At 61.5% G+C, this 12,871-nt stretch carries 9 protein-coding genes and 1 tRNA gene; 2 read left to right on the forward strand and 8 right to left on the reverse strand.

The annotated features are described in order from the left end of the window. Positions 1-160: 160 nt before the first annotated feature. Complete coding sequence (locus CK227_RS12765; RefSeq protein WP_095804190.1) at positions 161-1,477, reverse strand: GNAT family N-acetyltransferase; 1,317 nt, start codon at positions 1,475-1,477, stop codon at positions 161-163. Between the two features lie 41 nt (positions 1,478-1,518). After that, entirely contained in the window at positions 1,519-1,941 is a 423-nt protein-coding gene (locus CK227_RS12770; RefSeq protein ID WP_095773178.1) for an EthD family reductase, read from the reverse strand. Between the two features lie 52 nt (positions 1,942-1,993). Here CK227_RS12770 and CK227_RS12775 point away from each other — a divergent pair, with 52 nt between their 5' ends. Beyond that, complete coding sequence (locus tag CK227_RS12775) at positions 1,994-2,974, forward strand: LysR family transcriptional regulator (RefSeq protein ID WP_245318137.1); 981 nt, start codon at positions 1,994-1,996, stop codon at positions 2,972-2,974. A gap of 511 nt (positions 2,975-3,485) precedes the next feature. Here the strand turns inward: CK227_RS12775 and CK227_RS12780 are convergent. From CK227_RS12780 to CK227_RS12790, 3 genes are all read right to left on the reverse strand, one after another. Beyond that, positions 3,486-3,562, reverse strand: a tRNA-Arg gene (locus CK227_RS12780). A gap of 265 nt (positions 3,563-3,827) precedes the next feature. Continuing rightward, positions 3,828-4,745 (reverse strand): DUF1003 domain-containing protein, encoded by a 918-nt coding sequence (locus CK227_RS12785; protein ID WP_095773179.1) that lies wholly within the window; start codon positions 4,743-4,745, stop codon positions 3,828-3,830. A 263-nt stretch (positions 4,746-5,008) separates the two neighbouring features. Further along, positions 5,009-5,902, reverse strand: a complete 894-nt coding sequence (locus tag CK227_RS12790; RefSeq protein ID WP_095773180.1) for a D-alanyl-D-alanine carboxypeptidase family protein — start codon at positions 5,900-5,902, stop codon at positions 5,009-5,011. A 405-nt stretch (positions 5,903-6,307) separates the two neighbouring features. On the opposite strand from CK227_RS12790, the gene CK227_RS12795 reads away from it, so the two are divergent. Further along, positions 6,308-8,122 carry a methyl-accepting chemotaxis protein gene (locus CK227_RS12795; RefSeq protein WP_095773181.1) on the forward strand — a complete coding sequence of 605 codons (1,815 nt, stop codon included), beginning with the start codon at positions 6,308-6,310 and terminating at the stop codon, positions 8,120-8,122. Positions 8,123-8,587: 465 nt separating this feature from the next. Here CK227_RS12795 and CK227_RS12800 read toward each other — a convergent pair whose 3' ends face one another. The 3 genes from CK227_RS12800 to CK227_RS12810 all read right to left on the reverse strand — a co-directional run bounded on the left by CK227_RS12800 (position 8,588) and on the right by CK227_RS12810 (position 12,800). Then, complete coding sequence (locus tag CK227_RS12800; protein WP_095773182.1) at positions 8,588-8,908, reverse strand: hypothetical protein; 321 nt, start codon at positions 8,906-8,908, stop codon at positions 8,588-8,590. Positions 8,909-9,014: 106 nt separating this feature from the next. Continuing rightward, on the reverse strand, positions 9,015-9,959 hold the full coding sequence (locus tag CK227_RS12805) for an AraC family transcriptional regulator (RefSeq protein WP_210421572.1): 945 nt from the start codon (positions 9,957-9,959) through the stop codon (positions 9,015-9,017). Between the two features lie 1,008 nt (positions 9,960-10,967). Beyond that, the gene (locus tag CK227_RS12810) at positions 10,968-12,800 is read right to left on the reverse strand and encodes a mechanosensitive ion channel domain-containing protein (RefSeq protein ID WP_095773184.1); all 1,833 of its coding nucleotides are present in this window, start codon (positions 12,798-12,800) and stop codon (positions 10,968-10,970) included. Between the last annotated feature and the right edge of the window lie 71 nt (positions 12,801-12,871).

Genomic DNA, 12,871 nt, shown 5'->3' on the forward strand with positions numbered 1-12,871 from the left:
GCTGAGGTGGCAGACGACATCGCGAAGCGCTGCCCGCCCTCCCGAAAAGGATGGTGAAACGGGAAGGATTGTAGGTGCTCTGCGACCGCCCGAGCTTCGGGAGTAGAGATTTGATCTGATGTTTGCGACAAGCCGGCAAGCGCGTGAATGTGGCTGACACTCAGCCAACAGTGGAGTTCAACTGCTTTTCCATAACAACAAGTTCCAGGTCGGGGCGCAGCGGATGACCGACCGAAGGGTCGTCGTAGGGGAATGCTAGAGTTTCGCCCGTCAGCTCGTATCCGCGCCGGCGATGCCAAGCGATCAATGCCTCACGCTGCCGGATCACCTCCATTCGCATCCGTGGCGCCCCAGCCGCCGCGGCCTGTCGCTCGACCTCCTGCTTGATCAACTTTCCGATGCCCGCGGTCTGCTCGTCCGGAGCCACGGCGAGCATCGACGTATGCCACGCGCCATCGTCGTCTATCGCGATGTTGATGCAGCCGGAGATCGCGCCATCCGTCAACCGGCGCAGCAGAAGAATGCGTCCCCGCGCGATGAGCGCACGAACGCCCTCCTCGCCGATGCGCGGTCCATCAAGCAACCCACGCTCGTTGGTCCATCCCTCAGCTGCGCCATTGGCCCTGTATGCCCCGTTCACGACTGACACTATTGCAGCGGCATCGCCCGTCACGGCATAAATGAAACGCAATTTTTCTACCCTTTCGGCGACATGCGCGACGATGCCGGTCTGGCCCGGCGCGACGTCATCCGCCATGGTGTGGCGATCGGGGAAATCGCCTCCGTTCTGCGCACGGAACGGGATTGGCGCGTCGGTGAACAGCCCGGCGAGTCGCGCGCGCCAGCCCGCCTTGATCGCCTCGACCTCTTCGGCGGTGGAGACATGGCCGGCGCTGTAGACAGCGTGCGTGGGCAGCACATCCATGCCCGGATAGAAGAGCGCGCCGTGGGTCAGCGGAAAGAGCAGCTGCTCAATCGGCGCGTTGATCCCGCGCGGGCCATAGTCCGCCACAGGTCCACCGGCCTGAACATTTACCAGCGCGCGCTTGCCCTTCAGGATGCCGTCCCCGAAGCGAAACTCGTTGGTGCCGTTCTGGTAGCCATAAGCGAAACCAAAGGCATAGACGCGTTCGATCCAGCCCTTCAGGATCGCGGGCACGCCGTACCACCACAGCGGGAACTGCAGGATGACCGCGTCCGCGGCAAGGAGTTTGGCCTGTTCGGCGACAACATCCGGCGTCTGGTTGCCGGTCGCATAGGCATGGCCCGATTCCATGATGAACGACAGCCGGTCGGGATTGGTGCGGACGGGAAAGTCGTCGGCGTCGAACACTGCTTTCCACTTCATACCGTAAAGTTCGGATTGCACGATCTCGTGTCCGGCGGCGCCAAGCGTCTCGACAGTAACATCGACCAACTGCCGGGTGAGCGAGGTTGGTTCGGGATGCGCAGATACAATAAGGATATTCTTCTTCATCATGCTTCTCTGGTCTCTATCGTGGAGTGTGGGGGCGCGCTTCAGCGCTCGCTGGGATGTACCCAAGCCAGCGGCTTCACCGGATCATCAAGCTCGGTATGGGCCAGCGCGTTGGTGAAGTTGGAGATGATCTTTGCGTCGGCCATCAACGTCGCGACGCTCACATTCCCGAGCTGAACGACCGGCGCGATGTCGGTGTAGTTCGGTACGTCGCCGTGAATTTCGGCCGCGTGTGCGTGGAATGCTTTGTGGAAGCTGTCCGGCGACTCGAACAGCGCGTGAAACGCGGCGATGTAGGGCGCGGGGGCACCCGGCTGTGCGCCGCCAAGGCCGGTTTCGACGATCACCCCTCTGACGGCGTCGCCAAGCAGGCCCAGGGCCAAGGGCACATGTTTCTCGACATAATAGGCGGCATCGAAACGTGCCTGCTCAGTATTGGGATAAAGAAAACTGACGATGATCATCCTTGCCTCCCGCGGGAGGGATTGGTGAAGCTCCCGCGTCGAGGCTTGCAGGATGAAGGCTTTTCAGCCATATTTGAAATCGATTATCTTTTATTCGGAAATAAATGTGGTGGATACCAGCCGCATCGACCTCAACCTTCTGGCAACGCTCGAAGTGCTGCTCGCCGAACGGAACGTCACCAAGGCGGCGGCGAAGCTGCATCTCAGCCAGCCGGCAGTCAGTGCGCAACTCACGCGGCTGCGCGATTTGTTCGACGATCCGTTGCTTCTTCCTGCCCAGCGCGGAATGACCCCGACCGCCAAGGCAACAGAACTTGCCCCACAATTGCGCGAGGCGTTGGATCGGGTGCGCTCGACACTGCAGTCCCACAGGGACTTCGATCCCGAAACGGCGCAACTCGCTGTGTCGATCGCTTGCTCGGATTATGTCCAGGCAGCCGTTGTGATGCCGCTCGTCTTGGCGCTCCGGCGGATAGCACCAGGCGTGCGCGTGGCGGTTTGGCACCTGTCCCCCGCCCTCATGGAACAGCAGTTGGCGAACGGCGATATCGATTTGGTGATCGCCACACCCGATCCCGCGATGCCGCATCTACGTGCATGTCATCTTTACGAGGAAACATATGTCCTCATCGGCAGGCAAGGCCACCCGAATCTGAAGCCCGGTCTGACGATCGAGAACTATGTCAGGCTGGAACATATCGTCGTCTCACGGCGAGGCGGCAATTTCGAGACACCAGTTGACGACGCCTTGGGAGTTCTCGGTTATCGGCGCAATGTCGTCATGTCAGCGGGCTCGTTCTTGTTCATTCCCGAAATTGTTTCCAGCAGCGATCTTGTCGCTCTCGTACCCAGGCGGCTGTTTCGTGCCCAATCGGAAAGGCTGATGATCATCGATCTGCCCTGGCTGAGCGAGCGGTTCGATATCGGCTTGATCTGGCACGAGCGTTGTCACGGCCATGCCGGGCAGCGCTGGGTTCGCGAATTGATCGGAAAGCTGATGGTCGAGGGCGAAGACGACGCGCCGCGCGCCTAGACTAATCGGGCAGCGACAGGTTTCCGCAATCGCCGAGGCTATCGAGTTCGCCGCTGCTTCACAACCTGGGCCGGTCCGAAGAACGCCCGCACTAGTTGTAACGAGCGGCTGAACAAGCGTCCGCTTCCGGGAAGCGCAATGAGCGCGCTCAGTTTCGTCTTCCGAGCCTTCCTAGCGCGGTCAGCTCTGTGAACGAACGACTGCTTCGCACATCGGGCCGCCCAAAACCTGCCCGTCCTTAACCGGCCCCATTGTGGTCATCCGCGTGGAGATCGCCTCCGCCGCATTCCGTTTCCACTTTGAGCGCTGCCTTTGTAGCAAGGCTCAACCCTCATTTTTGAAGCTTGTTCGCCGGAAAACATGCGTTTCGCGCTGTTTTCACCGGAAATTCTGCGGGAGTTGGCGACGTGGTTTTGCCTAAACTCGGGTTCTCAGTGCTTACGCCGCTCAGCCCCGAAAGGCTTCAGGTGAGCAAAGCGTATGGATAACTATTTGATATGAAATAAGAAATTGGCGCACCCGACAGGATTCGAACCTGTGACCTCTGCCTTCGGAGGGCAGCGCTCTATCCAGCTGAGCTACGGGTGCTTTCAGGATCAGCGATCTTGAAAACGAACCAGCCGGTGAACCGGCAAGTCACGGCTTCTTAGCGGAAGCCGGCGCGGGCTTCAACGGGCAATTGGCGATTGCGCACGCGGCCGGCCCTGCGCAGGCTCCCTGCCCTTATGGGGCGTTCAGCCCCTTCAAAAGGTTCACTGGACCTTTTGAGCCGCCCAAGGGCGGACCGGGTCTTCACCGTTCGGCATTCGAAAAGCCAAGCAATTGGCTTTTCGTCCGCTTCGCGGATCACGCCTCACTGCCCCGCCTTCACCACCCGCCTGCCGCGCACCGCCCGCTTCACCTTCTTCGTACCGGCAAGCTCGTTCATCGCGTCGAGCTGCATCTGCTGCATCTCGGCCAGGCGCGTCCATTGGCGGGAGATGAGGTAGTCGAGCTTTTCGTGCAGGTGGCGCACTTCGAGCTCGGCCTTGAGGTTGACGCGGTATTCGTTGAAGGAACGCAGGCGGTCTTTCACCTCCTGGCGCTTCTGGCTCATCATGATGACCGGCGCCTGGATGGCGGCGATGCAGGAGAGCAAGAGGTTGAGCAGGATGAAGGGATAGGGGTCGAAGGCGCCGCCGATACCCTCGAACAGATTGACGCCGATCCAGACCAAGAGCACGGCGGCAAACGAGATCAGGAACCACCAGCTGCCGCCGAAGGCCGCCATGTTGTCGGAAACGCGGTCGGGGAAGGTGCGGTGCTCCTCGAACTCTTCTTCCGAGTTTTCGGAAATCGTGTCCTGCCGGGCGATCGATTCCACCACCTGGCGGTCGAGTTCGGAAAATTCGCCGTGCTCCTGCTGCAGCAGCTCCTCCATGTAGCGCATGCGGTAGCGGCCAAGCTCCTCGCGGCTGATGCGGGCGCCCCTGGGCAGGTCCGGATGGTCGGAGCGGATGCGGTCGGCCAGGCTCGGGCGCAGCGTGTCGATGCGCACCAGGTCGCGCTTGTGGAATTTGCGGCCCGAGATCGCCGACGGCTTCTTTTTCGCCTTTATGCGCGACGCACCCAGGCCGGTCGGTTCGGAATCCGGCACTTCGGGCGTGTCGAAATGCTCTTCCGAGCCCTCGTGCAGGTCTTCCGGCGTGATCGGCGCCTCGAAATATTCGCCGCCGCTGTCGTTCTCGGTGTCCGCCGCCTGCTGCTCGGGTGCCTTGGGAACGGTGCTCATGGTGCGGGCTCCTGCTGTGGCGCTGCTGTATCTGAGGATACGCCGAGGCGACGGGGCATATCCACTGTCGGATTGCGCTGCCTATGCCATGGCTTCCAGACGATTGCGTGACAATCGGATAACAATAGCCGGCTGCGGGTTTTTTGACTGTTGGGGGTTGGGCGAGGTGTCCTCCAACGTCGTCATCCACGGGCGGAGCGAGGGGCGGCAGCGGCGTCGCGAAGACCCGAGGATGACGAAGTGAGGGGGAGGCTGCGCTCTTGTTATTGCTGTTCGGCGAACATCAGCCTGGTCTTGCTGTCGGCCGTGGTCGGCGACAGGCTGCGCTGGATCAGCGCCTCGACATGGTCGTTGCGCTGGCGGGCTGAGTCGGCGCCCATCACCACCACGATCAGCTGGCGGCCATCGGCATTGTAGGAGGTGACGATGTTGAAGCCGGAGGCCCTGATGTAACCGGTCTTGATGCCGTCGACGCCGCGCACGCGGCCGAGCATGTCGTTGTGGCCGCGCACCAGCCTGCCGCGGAACATGAAATCGCTTTCGGAGAAATAGTGGAAATGCTGGGGGAAGCGCTGGCGCAGCGCCATGCCGAGCACCGCCATGTCGCGGGCTGTCGTCATCTGGCCGTCGTCGGGCAGGCCGGACGCGTTGCGGAAGGTGGTGCTGGTCATGCCGAGCGCGCGCGCCTTTGATGTCATCATGGCGGCGAACTGGTCCTCCGTGCCGCCGAGATATTCGCCGACCGCCACCGCTACGTCATTGGCGGATTTGACGACGATGGCGCGGATGGCGGAATCGACGTCGATCGTTTCGCCGCGCCGGAAGCGCATCTTGGTCGGCGGCTGCGAGGCGGCGTGGTCGGAGACGGGGATCTGCGTTTGCTTGGTCACGCGGCCGGACTCCATCGCCTCGAACAGGAGGTAGAGTGTCATCATCTTGGTCAGCGAGGCCGGATAGCGCTGCGCCGTCGAGTTGACCTCGAACATCTGCTTGCCGGTCCTGACGTCGACGACGATGGCGGCATATTTCTGCGGCGGTGCAGGCACGGCCAGCACCTGGTCCGGCGGGGTCGTGGTCGAGCAGCCGGCGACCATCAGCAACAGGCCAAGGGCGATGAAAACTCTCTGGAGAAGCGGGAAGGGACGCAATTTGGACAAGGGCGGGTTGGACAAGGGCGGGACTGTTCTGGCGATGCTGTTGCTGAGATAAGGCGAAGCTAACGTAACGCGCTGGATGCGTCCATTTGGTTAATGGCTGTTAGTCCCAGGATTGTCGAGCCCGACCCTCTTCCTCGCCCCCGCCTCTTGCGGGGGAGAGGTGGCCGCGAAGCGGCCGGAGAGGGGGAATTCGTAGGGCATGGCCTTGCAACAGATCGCTAACCGGCGAGGTCGGCGCAGCCCCCTCTCCGTCTCGGTTTCGCCGAGCCACCTCTTCCCCACTCCCGTGGGGCGAGGAACTTGAGCCCTTTATCCGCCCCGAAAACGCCTGTTTCTGTGTCTTTCCTTGCCAGAGCCGCGTTTCCTGTGGGAAGGGGCGTGGCATTGGCTGGCTTGGGGGGTGGCATGACGAACATCGGGGCCGGGGGCGCAGCGCCCTCGCTTATCAAGGCATCGCTCAGCCGCACCGGCAAATGGGCCGGCAGCGTCGCTTTCATCAGCGGCGCCGTTGGCGACGTGCTCAATCCGCTGGCGCCGTTCGCCGCCTATATCGCGCTGGTCGCGGCCATCGCGGCGGCCATCATCGCCATTGCCATCGTGCTCAAGCTGGTGCTGGCGGCCAAGGCGCTGCCGGCGCTGTTATTCGCCACCAGCGCGGCGGCGGTTGCCGGCGGCGTCTATGCGGTGCAGCAGGAGACCAATTCGCAGAACGGGGTCATCGCCGGCCTGGTGCCGGCGATCGCGCAATTGCAGCAGTCGATGGGCATCGTCTCCGAAAAGGTGGCCAGGATCGAGCAGACGGTGACGCAGACGCAAAAGACCGTCGAAGAGGTCAAGAAATCGACCGACACGGTTGCCCAGAAGACCGACCAGATCGCGTCCACCCAGCAGCAGCAGACGCAGCAGGGCGCGCAGACGCAGAAGACCGTCGAGGCGGTCAAGCAGACCACCGACACGCTCGTCGCCGGCCAGCAACAGCAGCAGGTCCAGGCCGAAAAGCTGCAGGCGACCACCGAGCAGATCGCCGCCTCGATCGACACCATAGCCAAGGGGTTTGCCCAGTTGGCGGCGCAGGGCGGGGCGATCGCTGAGCCGAAGCGGCCGGACGAGTTCTACCACAATGCCCGCGTCTATGAATTGTCGGGGGACATGCTCAACGCCCGGCGCTCCTACCTCGCCTTTGCCGGCTTCGATGTCGACGCCATCGACCCCTATACGCGCTTTGCGACGCTGCTTCGGGTGCAGGACGGCAAGGCGGGCGCCCGCGAAGTGTTCGGGCAGCTGGCCGACAAGGGCAAGGCGCTGTCGATCAAGCTGGTGCATATTTTGCAGTTCGAGGACGCGCAGCGGCTGGACAAGCTCAACGCCTTCGTCACGGCCAATCCCGACTATGCGCCGGCCTATTTCCTCAAGGCGCAGGAGTTTTCGGAAGACCGCCTCGGCAGCCAGACGCTGACCGACAAGCGCAGCGAGGCCCAGGCGCTGACCAAGTTCGTGTCCTACGAGAAGGATGGCGGGCTGCTCAAATATTTCGTCGACCAGACGCAGCTCGCCGACTGGCTGGAGCGCAGCCGCAGCCGGCTGGCAGCACTTGGCAACGTGCTCGACCCCGCGCGCTTCGCGCCTTCGCTGACGCCGATGCGCTCCAACCAGGGCTGGTCGATGACCATTTCGCTGCCCGAACCGGCGACCGCGATTTCCTGGCGTCTCGGCGACAGCGGCCCGTTCACCGACACCGGCTTCCTGGCGATGAAGGACCAGAGCACCGGCAAGCCGATGGCCAATCCGAGCTTCGAATTGCCCGACAGCACGGCGGCGACCACGATCGGCATAAAATATCTCGACATCAGGGGCCGCGAGACCGGTCCGTTCGACATACGCTTCGATCCGGATGCCGCCCTGCAGCAAGGCGACAAGCAGATCCTCGACCAGTTCTGGACGTCGTGGATCGCCTTCGACTCCGGCGGCAATCACGGGCTGGTCTATTTCACCCAGATGCTGTCCTACCGCTGCGCCATCAAGGAGGTGCATTACAGCCTGAACGGTGCCGCGCTCGACAATTCGCTCGAGATACCGCCTTGCGACAAGAAGGACCCCTACGCCATCCCCTACGACGCCAAGGGCTATTTCAAGGTCGCCGACAGCGTGAAATCGATGTCGGTGCAGGTCACCTACACCGACGGGACGAAATCGCCGGTGCGGGAATACAAACGGCAGTAGCTCTGCTCACCCTCCCCCTTGTGGGGTCGGAAGGACGGGCGAGACTCGTGGCTCGCCCCGGCACGTCGATCCGCATAGCGGATCGGGGTGGAGGAGGCCGGCCCCACCCCACCCCGTCGAACGATCTTCGCTTCGCTTCGACCGCTCGCGACCCTCCCCACGAGAGGGAGAGTGAGGCGAACTGATGCGAAATGCCCTGGTGGCCGATGCAGCCACGGTGGCGCAACAACCAGTTTCTATGGAAATGGCCGACACCCCGGGTCCCGCGTACGTCAGCCGGGCCTGGCAGATGGCGCTTGTTAAAACCAGAGTTCGCCGCATGCTGCGCGGATATCGGCGAGTTCGCCGGTCAAAATCCAGTTGGGCACATCAACGACGCGACCACGGTCGCCAGAGAAGAAAGGTGGAAACGATATGCCGCGCCCCAAGCCGGGCCTCCAGCATTCGCACAGTGTCGCATCTCAGCTAATGTACGGAGACGACGACATAACGTCCGCCGGAGGGCTGATAATAGGCGGCGCCGCAGTGCCATAGCAGGATGCCATTGACCGAGGTCTTCGCACAGGCCGCAGGCAGCTTCGTCACGTAGACAGTTGAACGGCGGATCACTCGGCGTGTGGTACGTCTGGCGACCCCGGCGGCGCTGCCAGGCGTGAGCGGATGCCCCACTCTTGCTTGAGCGTAGCCGACGAAGGGGGAGAACGGCGCAACCGGATCGAGCAGGCCGACAAACATTATTGCGGCAACCCCGGCAGCGCTGGTTAGCTTCAAGACAATTTTTTTCATTGTTAATCCTCCCAAGAGGGAGGGAAACTACCTTTCGAGTGCCCCCGCCGCTATCCGAATTGCGCAACTCCGATAAAACTGATTATCGGTCCGTGATGGCACAGCACTATTCGATCGGGGCAGGCTGGCAATCCGTTGCATCGGCCGACTTCAGGCGCGGCCACGATATTCCCGCACGAAGGAATGTTTCCTTGGGGGATTCACCAAATAGTTGCCGATAGCTCGTCGCGAAACGTCCAAGGTGGGTAATCCCAACATCCATCGCAACCTTCGTGACATTCAGGCCATTGGCACGTGCAGTCGTCAGTTGCCGTCTGGCTTCGTTTAGGCGGAGAGTGCGTATGAATTCCAATGGACTTGCCGCGAATGTCGCACGAAATGCGTACTCCAGTTGACGACGACTCACGCCGACTTCCCTGCACAACCGAACGATCGGTAGGTCTTCTCGAATGTGGACGCGGATGAAATCCTCAGCCGTCCAGGCTTGGCGGAGATATCGACGTGGAGAATGATCGATCGCGAGTGCACGACCATCTGCAATAGCCCGAGCCCCACCCAGCGCTCCCAAATATTCCAGGAATGCATCGGGGGGCTGCTCCAGTTGAATTGAATCGCCAGCGGCTGCCACGAGATTGTTCGCAGTCGCCTCCACCTGGTTCCGGAGAATTCGTGCTTGGTTGATTGAGAGCCTGACGGCCTTCGGATGATCGGCGACCTGGGCCGCGAACATTCCCACGGCAAGCGCCTGAATTTCAGCCCAGAGGGCGGTCGGAATCACGGAGGCCGCATAACTAAGACCGGGCTGGATAGTTGCGGTTATCATCGTGCCAGCGGGGATTGTGACGACCATGCCGTCCTCAAGTGGAATGCGGCAGATTGTCGATCCGCAGGCGCGCTCCACGGCCAATACGACCACTGAGTCGCTATCCAGTCCGCCATTGGCATGTACGGTGCAATTGAAGTTGGCCAGGTCAAGCGCCCACTTGCCATGAGATTGAATTTGTCGGATGCGTGAGGGTGCCCCGCCGGCCGAAAGCTGGTCAATTTTCACCAGCATTCCCGAGGCTGCGCTTCCAAGTTGGTCCGGGCCAAGCTGCACATCCCTGTGCGAAGGCGATGAAGGCCACGAGGTCAAGAACCTGATCCTTTGCTCAAAGCGGATAGCAACGCAGTTATATTAGGGATAGCTTATGCTTAAATTGCGCCAAATCAATCGGCGCGAAAAACGTTGCCGATGCGAAACTGAGAGGCAGAATTCCGCGGCTACTGGGCACAGATCGCGACATACGCGATGGCCATGGCAAGCCTAGACTAGAGATGGGCAGGGACATCGATCTGCTGTCGATCTGGAATAATCAGGGCTTACCAGCGCACTTGCAGCAAAGGTTGGGAGAAACGTGCAAAGCGCGTGGATGAGATCATCCGCGTCAGTGCAGGCAAGCAGAATACAAGCCAGTGGTGTAAGCGCGTCGCTTGCTGGGAGGCAGTCCGAGCTACATCGCACATCAGGGAGCCTGCATGAAAACGGCCAATGCCTCGCCCCTAAACTACGGCCTTTTCGCTAGCGACCAAGTGCAGACCGGTAGCCTGCCGCCCGAACTCATCGCCAGCCTGGAGGCATTGCCCGCCTATCATGCCGCTTGCTTCTACTTGTCCGAGCCGCACAGATCATACCGCTCGACGAGCTCGTAGCATCGCGAGCCACGAAGGCGTGGCGAACGCGAACGTGTTCATGAGGCAGGCTGCGGCTGGTGAGATACCCCGGCGAGCTCCCTTAATCTTGCGATTGAAGCTCTCGGCGCAACCGGCTATGCGGAAAGCATGAGGGCATGGTCTGCGCCGATCTGAACGTGGTCGAGCAGGCCTTCGGCGCCGAGATCGACTATGGTGCGATGTTGATCAAGCGGTGCGGCGAACCGGAAGCGCCATAGCCCTACAGCCCGGCCGTCTGCCCTGGCGCGGCTAAGACGCGTATTGAAAGCCAATCCTGATCCGATGCGTGTCGGCACTTCCCATATCAAGCCCGCCAATCTTACCATGCGCATCGCAAACCGCGGCTTTAGCCTGGGGGATTAGATGTTAGTGGCTTTGGGACGGCCTGAATGCCGTTTTCCTGAAATGCCTGCTGCACGGCGATCAAAACGGCACGGCGGATCATGAAGTTTCTGCCCGCTTTCGCCTTGAATTTAGCCCGGATGACCAGCGTGCCGTCCTCAACCTCGGCAATTCCCTGGCTTTTGAACGGCTCGAGCAGATCTGCAGCAAGTTCCGGGTTGGCCGAAATATCCTGGCCGATCTTCTTGAAAATCTTGCGAACTTTGTCGACATCGGTGTTGAATGCAACGCGAAAGGTCAGTTTCTCGATCATCCAGTCGCGGCTGAAATTCTGAATCTTGCCAATCGAGCCATAGGGGATTGTCGCCAAGGCGCCGCGCTGATGGCGCAGGGAAACCGACCTGACCGAGATTTTTTCCACGGTTCCTTTCGCGCCTGACGTTTCGATATATTCGCCGAAGCGGAATGCGTCGTCGATCAGGAAGAACAGCCCGGAGACCAGGTCCTTCACCAGCGTCTGCGAGCCGAAGCCGATGGCCAGCCCGAACACACTCATGCCGGCGATCAGCGGCCAGACATTGATCCCGATCGTCACCAGGATCGAGAGCAGCGCCAAGGCCAGAATGCTCGATTTGCCGACCGCGTTGAGCAGCGGCACCAGCGTGCCCAGCCGTGAACGCGGCGCACCCTGCACCTCCTCGTCACCCCCTACGGCGGGCAACTCCGCGCGCAAGGCACGAGCCGTCCCTACTCCTACTACATTCCAAAGAAACGCCGCCCCCAACATGATCAGCGCCACCCCGGATGCGCCCTTGGCGACCTCTCGGAGATCTATGCCGAACCCGGCAGCCAGCGGTGTCGCCCATAGCGTTCCCAGCATGGCAACAATTATGGCCACGACGGTGAAGCGGGCGGTCTGTCGCCCTGCCGCTGCCAGGATCGAGATGTCAGGTGACTCCAAGCCGCGCTGCGCCCAGTTCCCGATCATTGCGTCGACATGCGGCGCGGCGAGAAACATCAACGCGGTCAGCAGAACGGCCGACCCACGAAGCGATGCTCCCAGGGTCACCGCGGCCTGAGTGCTGAGAAAGGTGATTATCAGGAACGCGATCACGATTGCCGGCCACATTTTGGCGAGACGGGTGCGCCAGCGGCTTCTGGGCCGCGGACCGGCGACGGCGACTGCCATTGTGCGTCTGTGCCGCCATACCGCCCATGCAAACAGAAGGTAGATCGGAATTGCCACGCCTGTTCGCAGCAGATCCCCCAAGGCCGGCCCGACGCTCAAGAGCCGCAACGTCGCGACCAGCGTAACGGCGATGATCGCCAGGCCAATGGCAAGCGAGAGGTCGCGCACGAGCGCCGCCAGATGGACGGAGCGCTCTGCGAACTCGGTTCGCCGCGATGCCATCAAGAGTGATCTGACGGCGGCGAGGATGATTAAGCCGAGCACCGTCGCCACAGTCCAAAGGCGAAGGGTTTGCAAGGGCACGCCAGAACCGCCCAGCAGCCGCGCCGCGATGAAACCGACCACAAGAGCCACCACGGTAGCCGTCGCACCCGCAAAGAATCTGCGCCATCCACTCCTTGTGGCGCTCGTCTTCTTGAACCGCCGGGCAAGCAGGATGAACACCCCCGCGACGAGCGCAACAAGCAACACAATCTCGAACAACAGCACAAGCAAAGGCGTCCCCCCGGCCGCGAGCGAAGCCTTCAGGTTTTCAAGTTCGACGGGGACGTCGGCCAAAGCGGCAAGCCGCGCGAACAGTCCGGAAACGAAACGCTCGGTGAGCTGTTCGAACCCCCAAATCAACGAAGGAACGTCTGTTTCCGCCATCGTGTCCACGAGTTCTCCCCCTTCAGCGCCTCGCCCGTAGTAACCGACAAGTCCTGCGCTTCGGTTCTCCA

Origin of the sequence: Mesorhizobium sp. WSM4308 (genome assembly GCF_002294905.1) — a bacterium.
Classification (GTDB): Bacteria; Pseudomonadota; Alphaproteobacteria; order Rhizobiales; family Rhizobiaceae; genus Mesorhizobium.

What these genes read in the sequence shown, in the direction of transcription:
- CK227_RS12765 (WP_095804190.1), bottom strand. Translation starts at nt 1,477, where the DNA reads ATGAAGAAGAATATCCTTATTGTATCTGCGCATCCCGAACCAACCTCG.
- CK227_RS12770 (WP_095773178.1), bottom strand. Translation starts at nt 1,941, where the DNA reads ATGATCATCGTCAGTTTTCTTTATCCCAATACTGAGCAGGCACGTTTC.
- CK227_RS12775 (WP_245318137.1), top strand. Translation starts at nt 1,994, where the DNA reads ATGAAGGCTTTTCAGCCATATTTGAAATCGATTATCTTTTATTCGGAA.
- CK227_RS12785 (WP_095773179.1), bottom strand. Translation starts at nt 4,745, where the DNA reads ATGAGCACCGTTCCCAAGGCACCCGAGCAGCAGGCGGCGGACACCGAG.
- CK227_RS12795 (WP_095773181.1), top strand. Translation starts at nt 6,308, where the DNA reads ATGACGAACATCGGGGCCGGGGGCGCAGCGCCCTCGCTTATCAAGGCA.
- CK227_RS12800 (WP_095773182.1), bottom strand. Translation starts at nt 8,908, where the DNA reads ATGAAAAAAATTGTCTTGAAGCTAACCAGCGCTGCCGGGGTTGCCGCA.
- CK227_RS12810 (WP_095773184.1), bottom strand. Translation starts at nt 12,800, where the DNA reads ATGGCGGAAACAGACGTTCCTTCGTTGATTTGGGGGTTCGAACAGCTC.